Origin of the sequence: Gramella sp. KN1008 (assembly GCF_004332155.1) — a bacterium.
Classification (GTDB): Bacteria; Bacteroidota; Bacteroidia; order Flavobacteriales; family Flavobacteriaceae; genus Christiangramia.
This window is the reverse complement of record NZ_SJDV01000005.1, coordinates 156,455-181,222: the sequence shown is the minus strand read 5'-3', so window position 1 is coordinate 181,222 and position 24,768 is coordinate 156,455. Positions and strand designations below refer to the sequence as shown.

The window sequence follows — 24,768 nt, the reverse complement described above, 5'->3', positions numbered from 1 at the left end:
AATGTACAAAAGAGCTCTACTAATTCTTGGTTTATGTGTATCTGTTTCATCATGTACAAGCGATGAAGAAGACCCGTTTCTTATAACTCCAACCCAGGTTGGTCCACTAAAAAAGGAAGTCAGGATCCATCAACTCGATTCCATCTTTGAAGGAGACAGTATAGTAAGACAAACCAGCGGTCCCGAGCAACTAAGATCTACTGACGAGATCAAGATTTTTGATAAAGACGGCAATGCCCTGATGAGCCTGGAACCTCTACAGGAATTCGATTCCACAAGCACTATTGGATATATCAGGATACTAGACTCCCGCTACGAAACCAAGAACGGCCTCAATGTAAAAAGTACTTTTAAGGACGTTGTGGAAAACTATAATATCTCCAGGATTGAAAATACCATTAATTCTGCAGTAGTTTTCCTAGATGAAATCAATGCGTACGTAACTATAGACAAGAGTCAGCTTCCTACTAGCTTAAGATACGACACCGATAGTAAGATCATGGCTTCGCAGATTCCTGATGACGCCACGATCAAGTATTTCATGATCTACTGGAATTAAAATACCGCCCTGGCGTGGAATATTAAGGCTTTAAAATTTCCTATTTTTTACCATTCCAGGGCAGAAACCTTAAACAATTCGTTAAAAAACACTTCCCAGTTAAAAAGTATTTCTCATTCAGACACCTACAACGATCAAAGGGCTAATAACTGTAATCCCTGGGCTATCGAGCCGGTAAGGAATATTCCGGAAAATAAAAATAAGAGCTGTAGAATCGTAAAATTTGTTAATATTCTCCTCACATTAAATTGTTTAACTAATTTTAATCCATAACCAATAATTAATGTTATGATCAAAATCTTAGCAATTATAATGACCGTTGGGGGAGCGATCGCTCTTGTAATGGGAGTTTTGGGAATCTTTGGCAGCGTTGCCCTGATGCTTAGCCCCTGGGCACTTAGTATTCTTGGTTTTATATTCTTTGTTGCCGGGATTAGTATGCTTAAATACAGAAAAGATACAGATGAGGTTCAGGCAGAAAGCCAGAGCTAATTCTTTTTCTTTTACGAATAAAAAAAGGTGCCTGTAGGCACCTTTTTTCTTGGCTAGGTTGAAATTAATCTACATTATCATGTAGAAAAGAATTATTCTTCCTGAAATGCAGTTCGTTATCATCTCCCTGTTCAATACTGGTTCGCGATAATTTACCTTCACCGGGCCTGTTACTATCCAGTTCTATTCCGGCTCTTTTATATGCAGGCTGCTTTTCTATCTCATCGATCTGAGCAGAACCGGTTCTGAACTTATAATTGAATTCCTTCATTTTTGCCTTTCTTTCAGCGGTTCTTTTTCTAACCACTTCAGAAGATATGGGATTATCAAATGGGTTGTCATCATTCCCCCCCTTATCGGTATCAGGTTTTGGAGCTACTGTTTTCTTTTCAAAGGCCACGGTCTCGTCTTTCTCTTCCTCTTTCTTCTGAGGTTTTGAATTCTGAAGCCTTTCCTCCATTTCCATATAATCGTCAAGACTATATCTTTTGACTCCCTGGGCTGAGCTTTCGGTCACGGGAACGATCTCGATCGCCTCATTCACCTTAATATTCTTCGCATCTTCTTCCTCTTCATGAAGTTCATGCCTCTTCACATTTTCAGCTTTAGGCTGTTCTTTTGAAGTGGACTTATCTTCTTTTTTTTCATTTGCAGGCATATCGAATGTAAACATGAACTGCTCTTCACTTTCGGTCTTAACCTCTTCCGGTTCGTGAACCTCCATGTTATTTGCCTCATCACCGGTGTTATTGATAATGAATTCCTCGGGATCCACCTCTTCGTAGGTCACTTCAAGTTTACGGGCAAAATCCGGTGTTTTAAGCATATCATCCACCTTCTTGTGGATATTACCAACCTCATCTACTTCCTCTTCGGTTTCATCAAGAGTATGGACTATCTTTTTATCGGTTTCCTCTTCATCAAAAGGCAATTCATTTTTAACAGAAGATGGATTTACCGGAGCATTGGTCACCTGAGAAATCGGTGCTGATTTTTTTGGCATCAGATCCTGCTCGGCCTTTTGTTCATCTTCAAGCGTATGTATTATCTTTTTAGTTTCGGTATTGGTGATCTCATTCTGCTGTTCCACATCAAACCCCGTGGCAATGATAGTAACGGCAATGGCATCTTCAAGAGATTCGTCCTCGCCCACACCCATAATGATATTAGCACTATGACCGGCTTCTGCCTGAATATGGTCGTTTATTTCTCCAATTTCATCAATAGTGATCTCCTCGTTACCAGATACAATTAACAGTAAAACATTTTTGGCGCCGGTGATCTTATTATCGTTCAATAAAGGAGAGTCAAGAGCTTTCATGATAGCATCGGTGGCCCTGCTGGCTCCTGAGGCATGAGCAGACCCCATGATAGCAGTTCCGCTATTACTCAATACAGTCTTAGCATCGCGCAAGTCAATGTTCTGAGTATAGTGATGTGTTATAACTTCAGCAATACCACGTGAGGCGGTTGCAAGAACCTCATCGGCCTTGGAGAAACCAGCTTTGAATCCAAGGTTCCCGTAAACCTCCCGAAGTTTATTGTTATTTATTACGATTAATGAGTCTACATGGCTTCTAAGCCTTTCAACCCCAATTTGTGCCTGTTCATTACGGTTTCGACCTTCAAACTGGAAAGGAATCGTAACGATCCCCACAGTTAGAATATCGAGTTCCTTGGCCTGTTTGGCAATGATAGGCGCGGCTCCGGTACCTGTACCACCACCCATACCGGCAGTAATAAATACCATTTTTGTGTTGGAATCGAGCATCTGCTTGATCTCTTCAAAACTTTCAACTGCGGCTTTCTCACCAATCTCAGGATTCGCTCCTGCGCCAAGTCCTTCAGTAAGGGTAACCCCTAACTGTATCTTGTTGGGAACCGGACTGTTTTCAAGGGCCTGTGCATCGGTATTACAGATCACAAAATCTACCCCTTTGATCCCTAACTGGAACATGTGGTTGATGGCATTGCTTCCTCCACCGCCAACTCCAATCACTTTGATGACGTTCGATTGATTCTTCGGTAAATCGAATGAGATGTCTCCAAATTCTGTACTGCTCATAAACTCTGTTTTACTGGTTGTATCTTTATTACTCTGCGTTATCTAAAAAATCTTTGAATTTCTCTGCCCACTTGTCAAAAATGCTCTTTCGGGCGACTTTCTTGGAAGTAGATTCCTCCTGTTCAGCTTCTCCGGTCATTTCAATTGCTTCTTCTTTAGGGTTGGCGCCTTCCACCGGACTTTTATCTGAAAGAACCGCTTCTTCCTGAAAACGTGTTTTGCCTTTCTCCAGGCTATTCATCACCAAACCAACCGCTGTTGCATAGACAGGACTGGTTGTTTCAGCATCATTAGTGCCTGCCAGGTGCTCATTTGGATATCCAATTCTGGTATCCATTCCGGTGATGTACTCTGCAAGTTGTTTCAAATGTTTCAACTGCGCACCACCACCTGTGAGGACCAATCCGGCAATAAGTTTTTTCTTCTGCTCGTCATGCCCATAGTTCTTGATCTCCAGGTAAACCTGCTCGATGATCTCAACCACCCGGGCGTGAATTATTTTTGAAAGGTTCTTTAGAGTGATCTCTTTTGGCTCCCTTCCACGTAAACCAGGAATGGATACGATCTCGTTATCCTTATTTTCCCCCGGCCATGCCGAACCAAATTTTATCTTAAGTAACTCGGCCTGTTTTTCAATGATGGAGCAACCTTCCTTAATATCTTCAGTAATCACATTTCCACCGAAAGGAATCACTGCCGTATGACGAATAATTCCATCCTTGAAGATTGCAAGATCTGTAGTACCACCACCAATATCGATAAGCGCTACCCCTGCTTCTTTTTCTTCCTGGCTTAGAACAGCATTTGCTGAAGCTAAAGGCTCCAGTGTCACCGCCGAAAGTTCAAGCCCGGCACTTTTCACACATCTTCCGATATTTCTAATTGAAGAAACCTGTCCAACCACTACATGGAAATTGGCTTCCAGCCTTCCGCCGTACATTCCGATAGGCTCTTTTATTTCAGCCTGACCGTCTACTTTGAATTCCTGTGGTAGAACATGTATAATTTCCTCACCCGGAAGCATTACCAGTTTGTGAACCTGATTGCAAAGGGTATGAATATCATCAGCATCTATCACTTCTTCCGGATTCTGACGGGTGATATAATCGCTATGCTGAAGGCTTCTTATATGCTGCCCCGCAATACCAACCACCACTTCACTTATCTTAAGCCCACTATCGGCTTCTGCTTCCTGTATTGCCTGCTGGATAGACTGGATGGTCTGGGTGATATTATTCACCACTCCCCTGTGTACGCCAAGTGATTTTGATTTTCCGATCCCGATGATCTCGACCTTGCCATACTCATTCTTGCGGCCTATCATCGCCACAATCTTGGTTGTTCCAATATCTAATCCTACTGCAATATCATTTTGTTCCATAAACTATTTTTTAGTGCACACAACCTGATCTCCAAATTGTAAGTTCACTCTTTTGTAGGTATCTAATTTTTTATCTATCTGTGCTTTTTTATAGAAGGCTTTGAAATTGTTGAATTTCAAAGCCACATTACTTGAATCACCAAAAAAGACATCAAAATCCATCTCCCTGAGTTCAAGTTTATATTTATCTCCCTTGAGCCTTTGTATTCCGGTGATATGCCTGGTCAAAAACTCATCATTTTTTATATACTGAACAATTGGATAGGCTTTTATAATACTGGCTTCATTAAAACCGAACATCAACGGCACCCTTGCCGAATAAAATGGAGAAAGAGGCATCACTTCTCCCTTTCTGTCCAGATAAAACGATGAACTTCCTATCACTCTTCCAATTGGTTTTCGCTGACTTACTTCTGCCTTAAGTTTCCCATCCAAAGTGAGATAAACTTCTGCATTTTCAATCATATCGTGTTTATTTAAAAGGGATTCCACCCTATTCAAATCTAAAGTTTCTTTATCTATGCTCGAGACAGAGGCTTTATTTTGTATTAACAATTTATTAACCACTTCCTCAGTCACATAGAGGTTTTCACTATCGGTAAATCGCACCTTTACTTCAGTAATTTCCCGACCTTTATGCCGCTTTTCAGCAAAGCCATATAAAAAACAAATCACTGCTACGAGAACAAAAGCCTTTATGTAACCTACACTACGCTTCATTCAAGAGTGCTTTTTTTACTTTTTCAACTTCCACTCCTATATCCCCAGCCCCCATCATTACTATAACTTCAGCTTTTGAAGATCTTATCTTTTCGTTCAAATCTTCTTTTTTGACCAGTTGCTTTTCAGGATTTGAAACCTTATCCAGCAACCAGGCTGAAGATATGCCTTCAATAGGAAGTTCTCTGGCAGGATAAATTTCCAGTAGAATAACCTCGTCAAATTGAGACAGGCTTGAGGCAAAATCTTCAGCGAAGTCACGGGTACGGCTAAACAGGTGGGGCTGAAAAACCGCAAGTATTCGTTTATCTGGATACATTTCACGAACTGCCTGGTGCACTGCCGATATCTCGGTAGGATGGTGTGCATAATCATCTATAAGTACCAGGTTATCCGTCTTTATTTTATAACTGAATCTACGCTTCACGCCTTTGAAGCTATATAAAGCCCTGGCAAGATCATCGTTCTCGGTTGGGGAGCCGTATTCGATGGCCATTGCCAGGGCTGTTATAGCATTGAGCAAATTATGCTGACCGGGTAGATTGAATTTTAAATTTTCAATGAGTCCGGAGGGAGTTTTCAGATCAAAAACATAGCTACCGTCCTCAATTTTTATATTTCTGGCCGAATAATCGGCGTGGTCTTCCAGACCAAGTGTCATGCCTTCCAGAGGCAGACCGTTTCTTACAAAGAGCTTCCCGTCTTCCGGGATCTTCGATGCAAATTCTTTGAAAGATCTTTCCAACTCTTCCTTTTCACCATAGATATCCAGGTGATCGGCATCCATGGAAGTAATCGCCGCGATATTCGGGGAAAGGTTCAGGAACGAGCGATCAAATTCATCAGCTTCCACTACCACTACATCATCCCCCTGCATGATAAGATTTGACTGAATATCTTCACTTATGCCACCGAGAAAGGCCGTAACCTTCGTACCGGTGTCCTTAAGCAAATGACCCAGGATAGCTGTGGTTGTCGTCTTACCATGAGTTCCGGCTACCGCAAGAGTATATTTTTTATCAGTGACCATTCCAAGCAACTGTGCTCTTTTGGTTATTTCGAAACCTTTTGTTTTAAGATGATTGAATTGTTTATGATCTTTTGGAATGGCGGGCGTATAAACCACTAAAGTGTTATCCTTATCTTCAAGAACCTTCGAAGGAATAATATCTTCTTTATCCTCATAGTTCACCTCGATTCCTTCCTGCTCCAGTTCTTTTGTAAGTTGTGAAGGAGTCCTGTCGTAACCGGCCACATACACGTCTTTTGCCCGGAAATACCTGGCAAGCGCACTCATTCCAATTCCACCGATACCGATGAAATAAAAATTCTGTATGTGATTAAGGTCCTTCACTTAATTTTTATTTTCTATTAATTTCTCCACCTCGTCTACAATGGCTGAAGTAGCATTGGGGAGCGCCAGTTTCTTAATGTTTACACCAAACCGCTGAAGCCTTCTTTCATCCTCTAAAAGACTGAAAAAACAAGCATCAAATCTTTCCGTTAGTTCATCTTCCTCTATCATCAAAGCAGCATCATGTTCGGTAACCGCACTGGCATTTTTTGCCTGATGGTTTTCTGCAACATTTGGAGAGGGGATAAACACTACCGGTTTTCCTACGATGCATAATTCAGAAACACTACCGGCTCCCGCTCTTGAAATGATCACATCTGCAGCCGCATATGCCAGATCCATCCTATTGATGAACTCCCTGGTCCGCACGTTTGCAGATTCATATTTCTTATAGTCATCAAAATAAAGCTTACCAATCTGCCAGATAAGCTGGACACCTTCTTCCTGAAATTTCTTCAGGTAGGTCTCTACAAGTTTATTGATTCTTTTAGCACCTAAACTTCCCCCGAGAACAAGAACCGTTTTCCTATTCCTGGAAAGCTTAAAGTACTCTATTGCTTCCTCCCTAAGGTCGTTCACATCCAATAAATCCTGTCTTACAGGGTTCCCCGTAATCACAGTCTTTTCTGAAGGAAAGAATTCCTTTACCTTTTCATAGGCCGCACAAATTGTATTGGCATATTTGGCCAGAATACGATTTGTAATACCTGGCAGGGAATTCTGCTCCTGAATAAGTGTGGGAATTCCTTTCGAGATTGCTACTCTTAAAAGTGGTCCACTTGCAAATCCTCCTGTACCAATAACAACATCTGGCCTGAACTTTTTAATGATTTTTCTGGATTTTGAAAGGCTGCTCATAAGTTTGAATGGGAACAGGAAATTCTTCAGGTTAAAAGACCTGTCCACACCACTTATCCAAAGACCTTCTATTTTATAACCGGCCTGGGGAACCTTTTCCATTTCCATTCGGTCCTGCGCCCCCACAAAAAGGATCTCGGCCGAAGGATATCTTCTTTTTATCTCATCGGCAATTGCGATGGCAGGATAGATATGACCTCCTGTTCCTCCACCAGATAATATTACACGTAGACCTTCTTTCATATGGCTTCACTTAAAATGTCCAGAGGATTTTCCTCCTCGCCTTCCAGTTCTTTATTTTCAGATTCCTTAATTTCTTCTCTTTTAGCACTAACACTTAGGATGATTCCCAATGCAATGCAGGTCATCCAGATGGATGTTCCACCACTACTAACCAGTGGCAGGGTTTGCCCCGTTACCGGGAATAATTCCACAGCGACCCCCATATTGATGAGAGCCTGGAAAACTACCGGTAGCCCCACACCCATTACAACGAGTTTTCCGAAGACAGTATTGGCCTTTGTGGCTACAATTACAATCCGGAAAAGTAACAACAGGTATGCAAGCATTACTCCAAAAGCTCCTATCAACCCCATTTCTTCAACGATTATAGCATAGATAAAATCTGAAGATGACTGAGGTAAAAAATTTCTCTGAACGCTCTTTCCAATTCCTGTTCCTGTAATTCCTCCCTGAGCGATCGCGATCTTGGCCTTTTCAACCTGATATTGCTCCTGCCCTTCTTCATCATCAAAAAATGTCTCTATTCGGCTTCCCCAGGTATCCACCCTGTTAGGCATCAAACCGGGAAAAGCTTTCGCGGTTAGCACAAACAGACTTAACATTACCAGTCCTGCGCCCACTATCGCGGCAAGGTATTTTATGGGATATCCACCTAAGAACATCAGCACCAGGGTCATTGCAAAAATAATGGCCGTAGTGGAAAAATTGGCCGGCAAAATTAATACTAAAACAACGAAAACAGGCAGCCAAAGTGGAAGAATTGTTTCCTTAAAGGTGACCGTTTTTTCGGTAATCTTGGATAAGTATCTGGCTACGTATACCATGAGTACCACCGCGGCAAGAGTAGAGGATTGAAAAGATACATTAAGGACCGGGATCTGTATCCATCTACTGGCATAGGCCCCTTCAATCGTAGTTCCCTGAGCAATGGTAAAGATCAGCAGAACTATGACCACAGGCAGCAGCAGAATCGAAATTCCACGGAAATAATGATAGGGTATCTTATGCACCGCGAAGAGCACGCAAAATCCTAAAAGAAGATGAAAGAAATGCACCACCAGATAGCCTGACGTGCTTCCATCTCCATGAAGATACGCAAGGTTACTACTGGCACTGTAAACCGGCAAAAAAGAAAATATTGCCAACAGGCCGGCTACCGCCCAGATCACCTTGTCTCCTTTAAGATTTCTAAAAATATTGCTCATTATTCTTTTTCTAACTCTTCCTAATTTCGTCAAGCTAAACTTGTTTCAGCTTCTTTAAGTTAGATCCTGAAACGAGTTCAGGATGACATATTTTTTATAAATTCCTTACAGCTTCTTTAAACTGTCTACCTCTATCTTCATAATTCTCAAACAGATCAAAACTTGCACATGCAGGTGAAAGTAAAACTGCATCACCTTTATCGGCCAGCCTGTATGCTATTTGTACAGCGTCATTCATCGAAGTGGTCTCTACCATGGTTTCCACGATATTTCCAAATGCATTCACGATCTTGTCATTATCAACCCCAAGACAAATGATCGCCTTTACCTTTTCATTCACTAACGGGAGCAGATCATCATAAACATTCCCTTTATCAACTCCCCCTACAATCCATACGGTTTCAGTCTCCATGCTCTCAAGTGCATAGAATGTTGCATTCACGTTGGTCGCTTTGGAATCATTGATATAAAGCACATTATTGATCTTCAGCACTTTTTCAAGGCGGTGTTCTACTCCCTGAAAATTAGCCATACTCTCACGTATGGTTTGTTTTCTAATTCGGAGCAGCTGGGCTACAGTCGCAGCAGCCATGGCATTTTTAGCATTGTGTTTGCCTTGAAGGGCAAGCTCTGATGTTGGCATAGTAAATTTGGTATTATTAATTTTTACAACAATGTTTTCATTTTCTATATAGGCACCATTTTCGATCTTTCTCTCGATTGAAAATGGCAGCTTTTGAGATCTTACAGGATGCTTCGCAAGCCAGTCTGTTATATTTTTATCATCGGCATCGTAGATGAAATAATCCTCTTCTGTCTGATTCTTTGTAATTCTGAATTTTGATTCTATATAATTATCCAGTTTATAATCATATCTGTCCAGATGATCTGGTGTGATATTAGTCAGTATCGCTATATGTGGTCTGAACTTATCTATTCCATCCAGCTGAAAACTGCTTAGCTCCAGCACAAACCAGTCATGAGTTTCTTCGGCGACCAGTTTTGCATAACTGTTCCCAACGTTCCCTCCCATTCCTGAATCCACACCGCCCTCTTTCAGTAAATGTTGAACAAGATTGGTGACAGTGGTCTTCCCATTGCTTCCCGTAATACCTATTACAGGAACTTTAGAAAACCAGGATGCAAATTCTATCTCAGAAACCACAGGAATTCCTTTTTTACGTAGTTCAACGATCATCGGAACCGTATCAGGAATACCAGGACTCTTCATCACCACATCGGTATCGAAAATCTTCGACTCGGTGTGCTTTTCATCTTCCCATTCGATCTCAATATGTCTAAGAACTTCCTTGTATTTATCCTTGATCTTTCCCTTATCGGAAAGAAAGATTTCATATCCGTTTTTCTTTGCCAGAATAGCCGTTCCTATTCCGCTTTCTCCACCACCCAGTATTGTGATCTTCTTTCCCACAATCCTTCAGTTTTATCGAACCTTCAGGGTTACGATGGTCAGGATCGCGAGTATAATTCCTACGATCCAGAACCTCACTACGATCTTACTCTCATGCTTTCCCTTTTTCTGATAATGATGATGCAGAGGTGACATTAAAAATATTCTCCTTCCTTCACCATATTTCTTCTTGGTATATTTAAACCAACCTACCTGCATGACTACTGATAGGTTCTCTATTAAAAAGATTCCGCATAAAAGAGGGATCAGTAATTCTTTTCTTGTTGCAATTGCCAGCACCGCGATTATCCCTCCAATGGTCAAACTACCGGTGTCCCCCATAAATACCTGGGCGGGGAAGGTGTTGTACCAAAGGAATCCTACCAGTGCCCCGGCAAATGCTGTTATGAAAATGGTCATTTCACCCGATCTTGGGATATACATGATATTCAGGTAATCTGAAAAAATGATGTTACCCGAAACCCATGCAAAAAGGCCCAGAGTGAGCACAATTATGGCTGAAGAACCCGCTGCGAGTCCGTCTATCCCATCAGTTAAATTCGCTCCATTGGACACTGCGGTTACGATGAATATTACAATTGGGATAAAGATGATCCAGGCATATTGCGCCAGCGAAGGATTTATCCAGCTGATTAGTTTTGAATAGTCAAATTCATTATTCTTCACAAAAGGAATAGTAGTCGTAGTGTTTTTCTCTTCCGGCCCCATATCAACCACCTCTGCCCTGGCGATGACATTTTGAGTAGGCCGGGTTTCGGTGATCACTTCCTTGGTTGTGATCTGGGGATGGAAATACATTGTCCCACCTACTATTAGACCAAGGCCAATCTGACCAATAACCTTAAAAATTCCTTTTAGACCTTCCTTATCTTTTTTGAAGGTCTTGATATAATCGTCTATAAATCCTATAGTCCCCATCCAAAGTGTGGTCACTATCAAAAGGATTACATAAATATTTTCAAGTTTTGCAAAAAGAAGGACAGGAATAAGTGTTGAAATAATGATAATCACTCCTCCCATGGTAGGAGTTCCGGCTTTTTCGGTCTGACCTTTTAACCCAAGATCCCGTACGCTCTCGCCAATTTGTTTTGCTCTTAGATAGTTAATTATCCTTCTACCATAAATAGTGGAAATTGCCAGTGACAGAATGATCGCCATTGCCGATCTGAAAGAAAGGAATTCAAACAACTGCGCTCCAGGCAACTGATACTGTTCTTCTAAAAATTGAAATAAGTAATACAGCATTATTTATCCAGTTGTTTTAAAAATTCGTTCACGATCTTAAAATCATCAAAATCTGATCTTTTTCCATTCACTTCCTGATAGGTCTCATGCCCTTTTCCGGCAATAAGAATTATATCGTTCTTACCGGCAATCTGGCAAGCTGTCTTAATGGCCTGCTTTCTATTGGTAACACTCATTGTTTTTTTGAAATTCTGAGGTTCCACTCCGGCCTCCACATCTTCTATGATCTTATCGGGATCTTCGGTACGCGGATTATCACTGGTAAAGATCACCTTACTACTAAGAGCCGAGGCTATATGCCCCATCTTTGGTCTTTTCGTCTTATCCCGATCTCCACCGCAACCAACAACAGTGATGAGCTCTTCATTTTTTGTACGGATGCTATTGATGGTTTCCAGTACATTCTTAAGTGCATCAGGCGTATGAGCATAATCAACGATAGCCGTGATCTTATCTTTTTCGGAAACCACATACTGAAATCTTCCACTTACCGAATTAAGCTCACTGATGATCCTTAAGATCTCAATGGTTTTCAGTCCAAGAAGATCGGCAGCGGCATAGATGGCCAGCACATTGTACGCATTGAAATTCCCAATTAGTCGGGTCCATAATTCCTGATCATCGATCTTCAGCAACAATCCTGTAAATTGATTTTCCAGGATCTGCGCCTTGTAATCGGCGTAGGATTTTAAGGCGTAGGTATATTTTTTCGCTTTGGTGTTCTGCAGCATCACCGGACCATTCTTGTCATCTGCATTCGTAAGAGCAAAGGCTGATGAAGGCAATTCATCAAAGAATCGCTTCTTAACATCACGATATTCTGCAAAATCCCTATGGTAATCCAGATGATCATGAGAAAGATTGGTAAAGATTCCACCTGCAAATTTCAAAGCGGTTGTCCGGTGTTGGTCTATCCCATGGGAACTCACTTCCATAAAGCAGAATTCTACTCCCGTATCGTTCATATCTTTCAAATATGAATTGATGGTAATAGAATCTGGTGTGGTCCTGATAGCGGTATGCTCTTCGTTGCCCACCATCACTTTTACAGTAGAAAGAAGTCCGCATTTGAAACCAGCCTTCGTAAAAAGATCATATAGAAGCGTCGCTATGGTTGTCTTACCATTGGTCCCTGTAACCCCGACAAGCTTCAGTTTTTCCGAAGGATTATCAAAGTAATTCGCCGAAATATAGGCCAGGGCCTTTTTGGTGTCTTCAACCTCAACATAAGTAACCCCGTTGATCTTATTTTCGGGAAGCTCCTCACAAATAATGGCCAGCGCTCCCTGATCCTCAGCATTTTTTATAAAATCATGGCCATCTGAGATTGTTCCTCTTATAGCCACAAAAACATCATTGAGCTTCACCCTTCTGGAATCGAAATGAATTTTATTGATGGTCACACCGGTATCCCCGGTCACCGCCTTCATGTTTACCCTGTAAAGTATGTCCTTCAGTACCTTCATTAACTCAACTCCAGATTTACTCTTTGATTACTTTTTATTTTTTGTCCTGCAGACACAGATTGTCTTTTTACCACTCCCCTACCATTTATTCTAACTTCAAGGCCAAGATTCTCAAGGATTGAAATAGCATCCATTGCCGGCATCCCGGTTACATCGGGCATCAATGGCTTCTCATCCTGAATTCTGGTATAATATTTTTCAAAATCGGTCTTAACTTTTTTATCCTCCACTTCAAGAGACTCCAGTTCATCCATTACAGGAGTATCGGTATAGATCTTTCTGGCAATATCCTTAAAGACAGGAGCCGCAACGATATTCCCGTAATAACCCTTTCTTCTGTTTGGTTTATGAATCACCACTATACAGGAATATTTCGGATTTTCAGCTGGGAAATAACCCGCAAAAGATGCGATATATCGCCCTGGTTCTATCCAGTATTCTGTTTGGCAGGTGCCTGTTTTACCGGCCATGGAAAAATTTTCGGTATGGATATTAGAAGCCGTACCACGTATCACGGTATTCTTCATCATCTCACGAACCTTTCTCGCAGTTTCAGGAGTACAGATAGAAGGATTAATCACTTCTTTCTCCTTAACAAGAATAGGTTTATCACGGTCTTTCACCTCCTTGATAAAACGAGGTTTGATCATCTCACCATCGTTGGCGATCGCATTATAGAATGTAAGTGTTTGAAGGGGTGTTAAGGAAACACCATAACCAAATGCCATCCATGGCAAACTCAAACCATTCCATGATTTGTCTTGAGGGTGAGGGATTCGGGGGGATCCCTCACCTTTAATTTCAAGACCAATCTTTCGGTTAAGTTGCATTGAATATAATCTGTCTACAAATTTTGAAGGATTGTTCTTATATCCTTCAGTAATCATCTTTGTAAATGCTGTGTTAGAAGACACCTCAAATGCCTTCGCTGCCGATATTTTTCCGTAACCGCCATGACGGGAATCCCTTACGGGTCTTCCGTAAAATCTTACCACGCCTTTTTCGGTATCTATTACCTGACTTGTATCTACCACCTTGTCTTCAAGAGCAGCAACCATAGCCATCAATTTGAAAGTTGAACCCGGCTCATGGGATTCATACACGGCGTAATTCCTTTTTTCGAAATAAGTACCTTCCTCAGTGCGCCCAAGGTTAGACATTGCCTTGATCTCTCCGGTCTTGGTTTCCATCACCACAACGGTGCCGTGGTCTGCCTCAAAGTATTCGAGCTGACGGAGCAATGAATGATGTGCTATATCCTGAATATTAACATCAATGGTAGAAACCACATCATAACCATCTTTTGGTTCCAGTTCATTATTATCACTAATTGGCTTCCACTGCCCCTTGGCAATCTTCTGTTTCAGTCTTCTTCCGTCAGTTCCACGCAGATAGTTACTGAATGCACCTTCCAGACCTACCCTGGTGAAATAGCCATTCTCATCCCTTCTTTCATAACCAACAGTTCTCTCCCCCATCTTACCCAAAGGATGTTCGCGAACCGTACTCTGCTCGGTGATCATACCTCCCTTATATGGTCCCAAATTGAACATTGGAAACTCCCTGATCTTCATGTAATCCGAATACCCCAGGTTTCGGGCAATGAGTACATAACGCTGATTATTGGCTCTGGCGGCCCTTAATTTCTGAGAATAATAGGAAGGCGTACTACCTAACATTTTAGCCAGTTTATTTGCAAGCGGACCGATATTCTCTTCGAAGTTCTTGTCTGATACTGTTACCGCGTCAAACCGGATATCATATTTAGGAACCGATGTCGCTAAAAGATTTCCGTTTACATCATAAAGATTTCCACGATTGGCAGGTATTTTAAAGTTTTTGAAAGTACGTTCTTCAGCAAGCTCCTTATAGTAATCACCATGAACAAACTGGATATTGACCAACTTGACTCCCACAGCTACCGCAAATAAAAAGAGACAGGCAGCCACCAAATACATACGATTCAGAATGCTTTTTTCGGTTGTCGCCATTGCAGGTTAGTCTTTTATTATCACTCTTATCTTGTTGGGCGGGGTGTCTGAAGGCCCTATCCCTTTTTCTACCATCTTCTGGGTAATGGTAGACTCCATCTTTATTTTCATTAGATCTGAACGCCTCTCCACAAATTCACTTCGCAATTCTCGAACCTCGTCGTTCAGCCTGGCAATTTGATGTACCTTTTTCTCTGCATTATGCGAACTGGCGATCATTATTATTGCCAGAACGGTGCAGAAAACAATAAACCGCCAGTTTTTATAAGCATCCTCACTTATCAGAAAATTCGCCTTCAGTATGTTATAAAAACCCTTCTTCATCAATATTTATAGCTTTCTGGCTATTCTTAATTTGGCACTTCGTGCCCTGCTATTTTTTTCTATTTCCTCTTTTGCGGGAACTATAAGCCCTCCTACTTTCTTAAAAGGAACCGATACATTTCCAAACATGTCCTTTTCTGGCTCTCCTTCAAACAAACCGCTCCTTATATATCTTTTCGCCAGTCTGTCTTCAAGCGAGTGATAGGAAATGAGACTCAATCTGCCTCCCGGTTTAATCACCTCTTCAGTTTGTAGCAAGAACTCCTTAAGAACTTCTATTTCCTGGTTTACCTCTATCCGTATCGCCTGATAGATCTGCGCCAGAATCTTATTTTCCTTTCCTTTAAAAAGCAGCGGCCGTAATAGTTCGTTTAATTGCTCGCTGGTTTCAATAGGCCCATTCCTTCTTTCGCCAACTATCACTCTTGCAAGTTTCGGAGCGTTCTTGAGATCAGCATATTCATAGAACAGCTTTTTCAACTGCTCCTCGTCATATTCATTAATCACCTCATAAGCACTTAAACTGCTCCCCTGGTTCATCCTCATATCCAGCTTAGCATCGAATCTGGTTGAAAAACCTCTTTCTGCTTCATTGAACTGATGTGAGGAAACACCAAAATCTCCGAGTATACCATCAACCTGCTTCACACCGTAAAACCTCAAAAAGCGTTTAAGAAACCTGAAGTTCTCATTGATCAGCGTAAAGCGCTTATCATCAATCTTATTTTCAAGAGCGTCCTTATCCTGATCGAAAGCAAACAGCTTTCCCTCAGGTCCAAGTCTTTTCAATATTTCCCTGGAGTGTCCGCCACCTCCAAAAGTGACATCCACGTAAATCCCGTCAGGTTTAATATCAAGACCATCAACCGATTCTTTTAACAGAACAGGATTATGATATTCCATCCATTTCGTCATTTCCCATCACCTCTTCCGCCAGATCCGCAAAGTCTTCAGAAGAAGCCTCGATGGTATTCTCATATTTATCTTTATCCCAGATCTCGATAATATTAATCGCCGAAGAAAGCACGATCTCTTTCTCGATTCCGGCAAAAGCAGTAAGATCTTTTGGAATAAGCAACCTGCCGTTAGAATCTACTTCCACCATCTTCACCCCGGCAGTAAACCTTCTTATGAAATCATTATTCTTTTTTTTGAACCTGTTAAGCCCGTTAATTTTGTTCATAAGAACATTCCACTCGCTCATAGGGTAAAGCTCCAGGCAATTTTGAAAAACCGCGCGTTTTATTACGAAACCTTCCTGTAGCATAGGAGCCAATTGCTTTTTCAATGCCGAAGGCACCATCAACCGGCCTTTAGCATCGACTTTACATTCGTATGTTCCTATGAGGTTTACCACTATATAACTTTATAGAGCCAAATATATTGAAAATATTACCACAATTTACCACTTTTTACCACAATGTTGATAAGTTTTACCCCTGTATGTATTTGAAAACCTTTGAAATAGCCCTATTCACTTAGGATTCAGTATTTTGAAAATTGGTGGTGAAATGTGGAAAACAATCGTCAGAAAACATTTCAAATCCAATTTTCCCACTTCCCAGAAAAGCCTTTGCAGTTCTTCAAAAATGATTATACTTGTATCGAAATCGCTATATTTGCGATTGCTAACCGCAAAGGCAATTAATGAAAGAGCACTTAAGGCAAGAGGGAAAATTCACATATCTTGAAAAAGGCGAAGGCACTCCAATTGTTATCCTCCACGGATTAATGGGAGGCCTGAGCAATTTTGACGGCGTGGTTGATTATTTTCCGGAAAAAGGCTACAAAGTTCTTATTCCGGAATTACCATTGTATTCAATGTCACTTTTAAAGACAAGCGTAGGCACATTTGCCCGGTATCTTAAAGAGTTTATTGACTACAAAGGGTATGAAAACGTGATACTTTTGGGCAATTCCCTTGGTGGACATATCGCATTATTAGCAACCAAAATGTTCCCCGAAGTAGTGAAGGCCCTGGTGATAACCGGCAGTTCAGGTCTTTATGAGAACGCCATGGGAGAAAGCTATCCCAGACGTGGAGATTACGAATTCATAAAGAAAAAGGCTGAAGCCGTTTTTTATGATCCTGAAGTTGCCACCAAAGAGATCGTAGATGAAGTCTATGAAACAGTAAGCGACCGGAATAAACTGGTAAAGACACTGGCAATTGCCAAAAGTGCGATACGCCACAACATGGCCAAGGATCTTCCAAAAATGGGAACCCCTACCTGCATCATCTGGGGTAGGAACGATAATGTTACGCCTCCCGAGGTTGCCGAAGATTTTAAACGGCTTTTGCCCGATGCAGACCTTTACTGGATTGATAAATGTGGCCATGCGGCAATGATGGAACATCCTGAAGAATTCAACGAGCTCCTTCACGAGTGGCTTACGGAACGAGATATTTAAAACCTGTTTCCATGAAGATCAAGTCGGCCGAATTTGTGATAAGCAATTCCAAAGTTGACCAGTGCCCAAAAAGCAGCTTACCAGAATACGCTTTTATTGGCAGAAGTAATGTTGGAAAGTCATCTCTTATCAATATGCTAACGGGAAGAAAAGCCCTGGCAAAGACTTCGGCCAAACCGGGAAAGACACAGCTAATCAATCATTTCCTGATCAATAAGAACTGGCACCTTGTTGACCTTCCGGGCTACGGATATGCACAGGTATCAAAATCCACTAAAAAGGTATTTCAAAAATTCATTACGGCATATTTTGAAAAGCGGAAACAAATGGTTTGCGCGTTTGTTCTTATCGATTCCAGGCATAAACCCCAGGCTATTGATATGGAATTCATGCAATGGCTCGGTGAACATGCGATCCCGTTTTGCATCATATTCACAAAAGCTGACAAACTAAAGCCAAAAGAACTGGAAAAGAATATCAATAATTACCAGGCAGCGATGCTTGAGGTCTGGGAAGAAATGCCGGAATTCTTTATCACCTCAGCTTCCTCAGGGATGGGAAAAGACGACGTTCTAGAGTATATCGAAAATATCAATCAGCAGTTACGAGCTTCTTAAGACTTCTCCAGCCTAGCCTTAATAATTGCAATCAGGTCTTCCAGGGAGCTGATTTTCGAAAACTCATCTTTCGAAATAAAAACTTCCAGCCCTTTAGTATTCTGAATCAGGACCAAGGGAAATTCGAACTTATACCCAAATTTCGAAGCATAAAGCTTCTGAAATTCGTCTTTATGAAGGAACTCGGTTTCGATATCCATATTTTTCCTGAATATTTTCCAGCTCCTTTTTTCATCAAAGACACCATACGTAAGACTGCATAACTTACAGTTATGAGCAGATGGTTTTATGGTCTTATGAAGCGAATCCAGAAATGCATTCAACTTACCCGAGTCAGCATTATAAACAAAAATCAGTTTTTCCACTTACTGTTTTTTGATCTCGGTTTTTTCTGCAAAATAATCACAGAAATCCTTCATGGTATCGCGCATCTTATCATCCTGCGTAGCACGAAAGTATGTGTCGCTCATTGAAACAAGGGTCTGGTGAAAGAATTTCTTCATCTCGTCAACAGGCATTTCCTTGGTCCACAGATCTATGCGAAGTGTTTCCTGCTCTTTACTATCCCATACAGAAAGCATCATGGCTTTCGCCTCTTCCTTATATACATTCCCATCTTCGGCACTCCAGGTAATACTTTCAGGCACGTGATTCTCATCGGTAACCACTTCGATATTTATTTCAGACTTCTTGAATTGAGACATTATTTCTTGGGTTTATAGTTCGCTTTATTAAAAATTTCTTCAGCTGATGTGTTCAGCATTTTCTGTATAGAAACATCATTTTTACTCATATAGGATCTTATGATATTCCTGCCTATATACTGGCCAAGTCTGGCCGGTGATTCCGCATCAAGTTGCAGATAGAATTTTGAAAAAGGAGCGGGATACAAAAACCTGGTGTAAAGCTGGGAATCGGTATCAAAGATCAGTTCATTTTCGATGAAGTACCTCCAGATCTGGTCTTCATTAGCCTCAGCCCAGTCAATTTCCTCCTGAGTGTATCCAATTTTCTCCGCATCGCTTTTGAACGGAATAAAAAGATCTTTCAGATAAAGGATCTTTCCGTAATAAAGCATATGTGAGAGAAATGTCCGGGATTCAGCTTTAGGAACATGTTTTTGAGCGATCTCAGCGGCAGCATCCACAACGATCTGGTCCTTCCTGAAATTCTTTTTCAGATATTCCTGGATTCCTATATAGAACTTGTGATCCTTACCCAGATAAGTGTCAAGTGAAACAAAAAGATAATCCCCGGTGTAAATGACCTTATTCTTATAATCTACTTCTGAAGTGACCGTGATCACATCAGGTACATTAAATTGGGGAAAATAATACTTAACATGCTGAAAAAGACTGTGAAGCTCATCGGTCTCTTTAGAAAATTCGGGAAAAGACTCTGCTACTTCAGTTTCAATTTCCTGCTGAATACTGTCGTTGAGCTTGTTCACCCAAACACTATCCGGATATTGTTCAGGAAAAAGAAAAGGATATTCTTTTTTAAGATTAGGCAGACTCTCTTTGGTCGCTTCAGCAAACTTTTCATCAAACCTGATCACCTCAAAATCAGCGTTGATCTTTTCAATCTTAGCTTCAGTTTCCGACTTCTTATCGCAGGAAAAAAGACCAATAATGAGTACTAAGAACCAGAATTTCTTCAGCATAGTTTCTTATTATGAAGGCTTTAACGCCCGTCCTTTTTTAAAAATTGGGTTTAAGTGTTAGATTTGCGGGCAAAGGTATCACATACAAAATTAATCACCCAACATTATGCAGACCGAAAAAGTGGCTGACCACATCATTAACTGGCTAAAAGATTACACTACCAAAGCTAATATGAATGGATTCGTAATTGGCGTGAGCGGCGGCATTGATTCTGCGGTGACCTCAACCCTTTGTGCGAAAACAGGAATGCCCACACTTTGCCTTGAAATGCCTATACATCAGGAAATAGGACAAACAACCCGTGCCAGGAAACATATCGAAGAGCTTTCCCATAATTTTGCAAATGTGAGCAGCCTGGAGGTAAATCTTACACCGGTTTTTGAAGAGTTCAGAAAAGGAATGCCACAGCATCGCGAAACAGACTCACTGGACCTCGCCCTGGCAAATTCACGGGCTAGATTAAGAATGACCACCTTATATTATTTTGCGGGACTTCATAAATACCTTGTGGCGGGAACCGGAAATAAGGTGGAAGACTTTGGAGTTGGGTTTTACACCAAGTACGGAGACGGCGGAGTGGATATAAGTCCGATTGCAGATCTAATGAAAAGCGAGGTTTATGAACTGGGTGAATATCTTAATATTATAGATGAAATTATGAAGGCGGCTCCTACCGATGGACTTTTTGGAGACAGCCGCAGCGATGAAGACCAGTTGGGCGCTTCTTATGATGAACTTGAATGGGCAATGAAGCTTAAAGAAGACGGAAAAACGGGCGCAGATTTAACCGGGAGAAAGCGAGAAGTATTCGAAATCTACAGTCGGTTGAATTCTGCCAACAAACACAAAATGGTACCGATTCCAGTCTGCGAAATACCCGTTCATCTTAAGAAATAAACCACTTATCGAATATGTTAACAAGTTTTCCTATTTAATTTCACAAAGCATTATTTTAGGTTAAGAAAACCAAAATCAACGAGTTACCCCCGGACTTGTTTTTAACTTAAAATCATGTATCGAGTATTAATTGCAGACCATCACCCCATAATTTTAGAAGGTGTTAAATGCGTTTTACAAAACAATCCGGCATTACAGGTAACAGGAAGAGTGAGCAGTGGAACCCAGCTATTTAATCAGTTGGAGAAAGATGCGCCGGATGTTCTAATCATAGAACTGGACCTCCCCCAAATTAATGGGATCAATGCCATTAGACGTATTAAACAGGAATTTCCGGAAGTAAAAACCCTGATTTTTAGTTCACACCCGGAAGAAATGTACGCTTTAAGCGCTATAAAGGCCGGTGCGGCTGGATACATTTCCAAACACACTGATAATGAAACTCTTGAAAAGGCGATCTACCAGGTGGCTCGGGGCGGAATTTACCTGAACCGCAAGATCACTGAGAAACTGAACTCTGGCATCTCCAGGGGTAAGAGTTTAATTACAAAGTTTAAAAAGCTGTCTACACGGGAATCTGAAGTACTAAATCTTCTTTCTTCAGGGAAAAGGAATAAGGATATTGCGGAGGCCCTGGATATTAATGAGAAAACAGTAAGCACCTATAAAACACGTTTGCTTAAAAAACTCAAGGTTGATAATGTGGCTGATCTTATTACGCAGTCAAGGTTACTCCAGCTAAATACTACATAACCCGGCCTAATCTTTCGGCCAGCAGGGTACGAAGTTTATTGAAACCCATCACTTCGTTTTTAATATCAGTCCTTTCCTCTTCGGTCTGGGCTATTCTGATATCTTCCAAAAGCTCACTTAGCTTACAGTCTATAAGGTGTCTTCGAAGATTGAGGATAGTCTGGCTCACAAATTGCTTTACGGTCTGTTCCTTTTCTTTTACAGGAATATCATGACGGTCCCAGCTATGCAGCTCGTACTGTTCCTCCTGCATTAAAATATCTGTGATCTCTTTTGCCTGCGTGGGCTCAAGATCATTAATGATATTTCCCACCACAAAATCATTCTCCCCATTCAATTTATTGATGAGAATAGTATACAGGTTTCTAAAATCCTCATTCGAGAAGGCGATCTCATCTTCCTGCAGATCCAGGAAAACCTTCTCAAAAACCCTGGCTCGCTGTACTTCGGGTTCTAAAACAAGCTCGCCAGTATCTTCATTTTGTTTGAGTAAAAGATCTTCAAAGTCTTCCTCTTTTTTACCATAAAGAATAAGGATCTTTATAATGCTTCTCTCCAGAACATACATATGGTCCACCCTGGCCTTAGGAGTCGTTTCCTCCTTAACCACTTCCATATTCTGCTTCCGTGGCTTTCCTGAAGCTTTTTCACCCTTGTTCTGTATCTGCGCAAGAGTGGCATACAATACATCTTCAGATATATCCATGATCCTCGAACACTCCTGCAAGTAAACTTCCTGCTGGATATTATCAGGGATTTTAGAAATACTGTTCACCATATCACGAATGAGTCCGGCTTTTTTAACCGGGTCATTCTTGGCTTCATCCATAAGCAGGGAAGCCTTGTAAGTGATAAAATCATAAGAATTTTCGGCGAGGAACTCCCTTAATTCTTCTTCAGAATTATTCCTGGCGAAACTGTCGGGGTCCTCTCCTTCCGGGAAGGGACACACCTTCACATTCATTCCCTGCTCCAGGATAAGGTCTATCCCTCTTAACGAAGCCCTTGTTCCGGCAGCATCACCATCAAAGAGCACCGTGATATTTTTTGTAAGCCTGTTTATAAGCCTGATCTGCTCGGGAGTAAGGGCTGTTCCTGAAGAAGAAACCGTATTCTCTATTCCGCTTTGAAAAAACTGAATTACATCAGTATACCCTTCAACAAGATAGCAGTTATCCTCTCTGGAGATGGCTTGTTTGGCATAATAGATCCCATATAGAACCTTACTTTTATGATAAATATCGCTTTCGGGAGAATTGAGGTATTTTGCCGCCTTCTTGGTATTGGATAAAATTCTTCCTCCAAAGCCCAGCACCCTGCCAGACATGGAGTGAATAGGGAACATTACCCGCCCCTTAAACCTGTCAAATTTCTTATTTTCCTTTACTATACTAAGACCGGTCTTCTCCAGATATTCCAGTTTATAACCTTCATCGAGAGCACTTTTGGTAAGAGCCTCCCAATCATCGGGGGAATATCCAAGATCAAATTTCTTAATGGTCTCGGTAGAAAAACCTCTTTCCTTAAAATAGCTAAGACCTATGGCCTGGCCTTCATCTGTTTCATGGAGGGATTTCTGAAAGAACTTATTAGCATATTCCGAAACCAGATACATGCTTTCCCTTTCGTTGGCCTGTTCTTTCTGTTCATCACTCTGCTGAGTCTCCTCGATCTCTATCCCGTATTTCTTGGCCAGATACCTGATGGCTTCAGGATAGGTGAAATGCTCATGTTCCATCAGGAAAGCCACAACATTACCTCCTTTTCCACTACTAAAATCTTTCCAGATTTGCTTTACCGGAGACACCATGAAACTGGGGGTACGCTCATCTGTAAAAGGGCTTAACCCCTTAAGATTACTACCAGATTTCTTCAGCTGGACAAAGTCACCAATGACCTCCTCCACCCGGGCAGTTTCAAAAACATTGTCTATAGTAGATTTTGAGATCAACTGGATTAGATTTATTAAGAGTTCCTGAAATTAATAAAAAAGACAAGGCTTTAAAAATAGGAATTAATCCTCTTTTAAAGCCCTGCAAAACTACAAATTTATTATGGCTAATCAACGTCGAACCTAAGTCCTACTGAAATATTATGAATTTCGGGATTCGGATCCTGGAAGATGGGATTCAGGTCATATTTAGCATATAAGGTGGCCCATCCCCATCCAAGGTAACCGCTTAACCCGTAGACAAAATCATTGGTATTATAATCTCCCTGAAGCTTATCCTTCTGTTTATCTCCATCCAGTTCATATTTCAGTTTTTGCCGCTCTCCAATATTGAATCCGGCATAACCACCCAGTCCCATCTTGAACTTTCCTCTTGTATTGTATCTTACATAGTTCTTGCTTTCACTAACGGTTGATGGCCCAAATTCAAAATGTACCGGCACCACAAGATTATCCATTCTGAATTTTGATTTATCAAGATTAAGATCATATTCTTCAAGGAACGTATCTTCTCCTTCGCTCACAAAGTACCGGTTATCTGTTGGCTTCAGCCCGTTGAACTGAAAAGAAACGCCATACTTAAGGCGTAGCCAGTTGGATTTATCAAAGACCCTGGTTTTCCATGCCCAGCCTATTTCGAAGAAACGGCTTCCGCCTATCTTAAAGTCAGAATCATTAAGGGACTGGCCATCTTCAAGTGCATTATTGAAACCTGCCGCGATAACCAGATCACTGGTAGTTCTTTTATCATATTGTTTCTCGCGATCTTCATTTATTTTAATAGTAATAACCTTGCCATCATCCCCAAGAGCAATATATGTTTTCGACCCTCTGTTCCTTTTTTCCAACTCCATTTCGTTTTCTACAATGGCAATTCGATTTTCGATGTTCTTCGCATGAAGTTCTGCAGCTTCTTTTTTCTGTTCTTCAGCCTCCTTAGCAGTGATCTCACCTTTTTCAAGCCTTGAATTGATTTCTTCTACCTTTCTTTTCAGCTTTCCTTTTTCATCCTGAACGATCTCCTGTTTTTTTGATTCCATTATTTCTTCAGTAGTTTTCTGATCAACTTCCTGGCAATACACAAACTGAGTTGCAAAAGTGAATAGAACCAAAGTAAAATAGATAATGATAGTTTTCAT

The 24,768-nt window shown here is 41.1% G+C and carries 24 protein-coding genes; 6 read left to right on the top strand and 18 right to left on the bottom strand.

Going from position 1 to position 24,768, the window contains the following annotated elements:
* Position 1 precedes the first annotated feature (1 nt).
* Together EZJ28_RS11065 and EZJ28_RS11060 are read left to right on the top strand one after the other, a co-directional pair.
* Positions 2–559, top strand: coding sequence for a hypothetical protein (locus EZJ28_RS11065; protein ID WP_131397825.1), 558 nt, complete (start codon positions 2–4; stop codon positions 557–559).
* A gap of 288 nt (positions 560–847) precedes the next feature.
* Positions 848–1,051, top strand: coding sequence for a hypothetical protein (locus tag EZJ28_RS11060; RefSeq protein WP_131397824.1), 204 nt, complete (start codon positions 848–850; stop codon positions 1,049–1,051).
* Between the two features lie 64 nt (positions 1,052–1,115).
* On the opposite strand, the gene ftsZ is transcribed toward EZJ28_RS11060, so the two are convergent.
* The 13 genes from ftsZ to mraZ form a co-directional block, all read right to left on the bottom strand.
* Positions 1,116–3,116: a cell division protein FtsZ gene (gene ftsZ / locus EZJ28_RS11055; RefSeq protein WP_131397823.1), complete on the bottom strand. Its 2,001-nt coding sequence runs from the start codon at positions 3,114–3,116 to the stop codon at positions 1,116–1,118.
* A 28-nt stretch (positions 3,117–3,144) separates the two neighbouring features.
* Positions 3,145–4,497 carry a cell division protein FtsA gene (ftsA, locus tag EZJ28_RS11050; RefSeq protein WP_131397821.1) on the bottom strand — a complete coding sequence of 451 codons (1,353 nt, stop codon included), beginning with the start codon at positions 4,495–4,497 and terminating at the stop codon, positions 3,145–3,147.
* Between the two features lie 3 nt (positions 4,498–4,500).
* Entirely contained in the window at positions 4,501–5,217 is a 717-nt protein-coding gene (locus EZJ28_RS11045) for a cell division protein FtsQ/DivIB (RefSeq protein ID WP_131397819.1), read from the bottom strand.
* Positions 5,207–6,571: a UDP-N-acetylmuramate--L-alanine ligase gene (murC, locus tag EZJ28_RS11040; RefSeq protein WP_131397817.1), complete on the bottom strand. Its 1,365-nt coding sequence runs from the start codon at positions 6,569–6,571 to the stop codon at positions 5,207–5,209. The genes EZJ28_RS11045 and murC overlap by 11 nt, the downstream gene beginning before the upstream one ends.
* Positions 6,572–7,672: an undecaprenyldiphospho-muramoylpentapeptide beta-N-acetylglucosaminyltransferase gene (gene murG / locus EZJ28_RS11035; RefSeq protein ID WP_131397815.1), complete on the bottom strand. Its 1,101-nt coding sequence runs from the start codon at positions 7,670–7,672 to the stop codon at positions 6,572–6,574.
* Positions 7,669–8,877 (bottom strand): FtsW/RodA/SpoVE family cell cycle protein, encoded by a 1,209-nt coding sequence (locus EZJ28_RS11030; RefSeq protein ID WP_131397813.1) that lies wholly within the window; start codon positions 8,875–8,877, stop codon positions 7,669–7,671. The genes murG and EZJ28_RS11030 overlap by 4 nt, the downstream gene beginning before the upstream one ends.
* Before the next feature lie 94 nt (positions 8,878–8,971).
* Positions 8,972–10,309: a UDP-N-acetylmuramoyl-L-alanine--D-glutamate ligase gene (gene murD, locus EZJ28_RS11025; RefSeq protein ID WP_131397811.1), complete on the bottom strand. Its 1,338-nt coding sequence runs from the start codon at positions 10,307–10,309 to the stop codon at positions 8,972–8,974.
* 12 nt (positions 10,310–10,321) lie between these two features.
* The gene (mraY, locus tag EZJ28_RS11020; RefSeq protein ID WP_131397809.1) at positions 10,322–11,554 is read right to left on the bottom strand and encodes a phospho-N-acetylmuramoyl-pentapeptide-transferase; all 1,233 of its coding nucleotides are present in this window, start codon (positions 11,552–11,554) and stop codon (positions 10,322–10,324) included.
* On the bottom strand, positions 11,554–13,020 hold the full coding sequence (locus EZJ28_RS11015) for a UDP-N-acetylmuramoyl-L-alanyl-D-glutamate--2,6-diaminopimelate ligase (RefSeq protein ID WP_131397807.1): 1,467 nt from the start codon (positions 13,018–13,020) through the stop codon (positions 11,554–11,556). The genes mraY and EZJ28_RS11015 overlap by 1 nt, the downstream gene beginning before the upstream one ends.
* The gene (locus tag EZJ28_RS11010; protein ID WP_131397805.1) at positions 13,020–15,011 is read right to left on the bottom strand and encodes a penicillin-binding protein; all 1,992 of its coding nucleotides are present in this window, start codon (positions 15,009–15,011) and stop codon (positions 13,020–13,022) included. The genes EZJ28_RS11015 and EZJ28_RS11010 overlap by 1 nt, the downstream gene beginning before the upstream one ends.
* Before the next feature lie 6 nt (positions 15,012–15,017).
* Positions 15,018–15,335, bottom strand: a complete 318-nt coding sequence (locus EZJ28_RS11005; RefSeq protein WP_131397803.1) for an FtsL-like putative cell division protein — start codon at positions 15,333–15,335, stop codon at positions 15,018–15,020.
* A gap of 6 nt (positions 15,336–15,341) precedes the next feature.
* Positions 15,342–16,238: a 16S rRNA (cytosine(1402)-N(4))-methyltransferase RsmH gene (gene rsmH / locus EZJ28_RS11000; protein WP_131397801.1), complete on the bottom strand. Its 897-nt coding sequence runs from the start codon at positions 16,236–16,238 to the stop codon at positions 15,342–15,344.
* Positions 16,225–16,692 carry a division/cell wall cluster transcriptional repressor MraZ gene (gene mraZ / locus EZJ28_RS10995; RefSeq protein WP_131397799.1) on the bottom strand — a complete coding sequence of 156 codons (468 nt, stop codon included), beginning with the start codon at positions 16,690–16,692 and terminating at the stop codon, positions 16,225–16,227. The genes rsmH and mraZ overlap by 14 nt, the downstream gene beginning before the upstream one ends.
* Before the next feature lie 290 nt (positions 16,693–16,982).
* On the opposite strand from mraZ, the gene EZJ28_RS10990 reads away from it, so the two are divergent.
* Both EZJ28_RS10990 and yihA read left to right on the top strand, forming a co-directional pair.
* Positions 16,983–17,747 carry an alpha/beta fold hydrolase gene (locus EZJ28_RS10990; RefSeq protein WP_131397797.1) on the top strand — a complete coding sequence of 255 codons (765 nt, stop codon included), beginning with the start codon at positions 16,983–16,985 and terminating at the stop codon, positions 17,745–17,747.
* Between the two features lie 11 nt (positions 17,748–17,758).
* A complete protein-coding gene (gene yihA / locus EZJ28_RS10985; protein WP_131397795.1) occupies positions 17,759–18,364 on the top strand; it encodes a ribosome biogenesis GTP-binding protein YihA/YsxC in 606 nt (201 codons plus the stop codon).
* Here yihA and EZJ28_RS10980 read toward each other — a convergent pair.
* From EZJ28_RS10980 to gldB, 3 genes are read right to left on the bottom strand one after another with little or no spacing between them, the layout of a single operon-like run.
* Entirely contained in the window at positions 18,361–18,729 is a 369-nt protein-coding gene (locus EZJ28_RS10980) for a GTPase (RefSeq protein WP_131397793.1), read from the bottom strand. The two genes, yihA and EZJ28_RS10980, sit on opposite strands and share 4 nt — an antisense overlap.
* The gene (gldC, locus tag EZJ28_RS10975; protein ID WP_131397791.1) at positions 18,730–19,068 is read right to left on the bottom strand and encodes a gliding motility protein GldC; all 339 of its coding nucleotides are present in this window, start codon (positions 19,066–19,068) and stop codon (positions 18,730–18,732) included.
* Positions 19,068–20,027: a gliding motility lipoprotein GldB gene (gene gldB, locus EZJ28_RS10970; RefSeq protein ID WP_131397789.1), complete on the bottom strand. Its 960-nt coding sequence runs from the start codon at positions 20,025–20,027 to the stop codon at positions 19,068–19,070. The genes gldC and gldB overlap by 1 nt, the downstream gene beginning before the upstream one ends.
* Before the next feature lie 106 nt (positions 20,028–20,133).
* On the opposite strand from gldB, the gene nadE reads away from it, so the two are divergent.
* Together nadE and EZJ28_RS10960 are read left to right on the top strand one after the other, a co-directional pair.
* Entirely contained in the window at positions 20,134–20,925 is a 792-nt protein-coding gene (gene nadE / locus EZJ28_RS10965) for an NAD(+) synthase (protein ID WP_131397787.1), read from the top strand.
* A 114-nt stretch (positions 20,926–21,039) separates the two neighbouring features.
* Positions 21,040–21,678 carry a response regulator transcription factor gene (locus EZJ28_RS10960; RefSeq protein WP_131397785.1) on the top strand — a complete coding sequence of 213 codons (639 nt, stop codon included), beginning with the start codon at positions 21,040–21,042 and terminating at the stop codon, positions 21,676–21,678.
* On the opposite strand, the gene dnaG is transcribed toward EZJ28_RS10960, so the two are convergent.
* Both dnaG and EZJ28_RS10950 read right to left on the bottom strand, forming a co-directional pair.
* On the bottom strand, positions 21,671–23,629 hold the full coding sequence (dnaG, locus tag EZJ28_RS10955) for a DNA primase (protein ID WP_131397783.1): 1,959 nt from the start codon (positions 23,627–23,629) through the stop codon (positions 21,671–21,673). The two genes, EZJ28_RS10960 and dnaG, sit on opposite strands and share 8 nt — an antisense overlap.
* 107 nt (positions 23,630–23,736) lie before the next feature.
* Positions 23,737–24,768, bottom strand: coding sequence for a hypothetical protein (locus tag EZJ28_RS10950; RefSeq protein ID WP_131397781.1), 1,032 nt, complete (start codon positions 24,766–24,768; stop codon positions 23,737–23,739).

Excerpts from the sequence above, each read along its gene's own strand:
- EZJ28_RS10990 (WP_131397797.1), top strand. The coding sequence starts at position 16,983 with ATGAAAGAGCACTTAAGGCAAGAGGGAAAATTCACATATCTTGAAAAA.
- ftsZ (WP_131397823.1), bottom strand. The coding sequence starts at position 3,116 with ATGAGCAGTACAGAATTTGGAGACATCTCATTCGATTTACCGAAGAAT.
- EZJ28_RS11015 (WP_131397807.1), bottom strand. The coding sequence starts at position 13,020 with ATGAAGGTACTGAAGGACATACTTTACAGGGTAAACATGAAGGCGGTG.
- EZJ28_RS11030 (WP_131397813.1), bottom strand. The coding sequence starts at position 8,877 with ATGAGCAATATTTTTAGAAATCTTAAAGGAGACAAGGTGATCTGGGCG.
- EZJ28_RS11045 (WP_131397819.1), bottom strand. The coding sequence starts at position 5,217 with ATGAAGCGTAGTGTAGGTTACATAAAGGCTTTTGTTCTCGTAGCAGTG.
- gldC (WP_131397791.1), bottom strand. The coding sequence starts at position 19,068 with ATGTCTCAATTCAAGAAGTCTGAAATAAATATCGAAGTGGTTACCGAT.
- nadE (WP_131397787.1), top strand. The coding sequence starts at position 20,134 with ATGCAGACCGAAAAAGTGGCTGACCACATCATTAACTGGCTAAAAGAT.
- yihA (WP_131397795.1), top strand. The coding sequence starts at position 17,759 with ATGAAGATCAAGTCGGCCGAATTTGTGATAAGCAATTCCAAAGTTGAC.
- mraY (WP_131397809.1), bottom strand. The coding sequence starts at position 11,554 with ATGCTGTATTACTTATTTCAATTTTTAGAAGAACAGTATCAGTTGCCT.
- EZJ28_RS11005 (WP_131397803.1), bottom strand. The coding sequence starts at position 15,335 with ATGAAGAAGGGTTTTTATAACATACTGAAGGCGAATTTTCTGATAAGT.
- murG (WP_131397815.1), bottom strand. The coding sequence starts at position 7,672 with ATGAAAGAAGGTCTACGTGTAATATTATCTGGTGGAGGAACAGGAGGT.
- EZJ28_RS11065 (WP_131397825.1), top strand. The coding sequence starts at position 2 with ATGTACAAAAGAGCTCTACTAATTCTTGGTTTATGTGTATCTGTTTCA.
- EZJ28_RS10960 (WP_131397785.1), top strand. The coding sequence starts at position 21,040 with ATGTATCGAGTATTAATTGCAGACCATCACCCCATAATTTTAGAAGGT.
- EZJ28_RS11010 (WP_131397805.1), bottom strand. The coding sequence starts at position 15,011 with ATGGCGACAACCGAAAAAAGCATTCTGAATCGTATGTATTTGGTGGCT.
- gldB (WP_131397789.1), bottom strand. The coding sequence starts at position 20,027 with ATGCTGAAGAAATTCTGGTTCTTAGTACTCATTATTGGTCTTTTTTCC.
- rsmH (WP_131397801.1), bottom strand. The coding sequence starts at position 16,238 with ATGGAATATCATAATCCTGTTCTGTTAAAAGAATCGGTTGATGGTCTT.
- EZJ28_RS11060 (WP_131397824.1), top strand. The coding sequence starts at position 848 with ATGATCAAAATCTTAGCAATTATAATGACCGTTGGGGGAGCGATCGCT.
- ftsA (WP_131397821.1), bottom strand. The coding sequence starts at position 4,497 with ATGGAACAAAATGATATTGCAGTAGGATTAGATATTGGAACAACCAAG.
- EZJ28_RS10950 (WP_131397781.1), bottom strand. The coding sequence starts at position 24,768 with ATGAAAACTATCATTATCTATTTTACTTTGGTTCTATTCACTTTTGCA.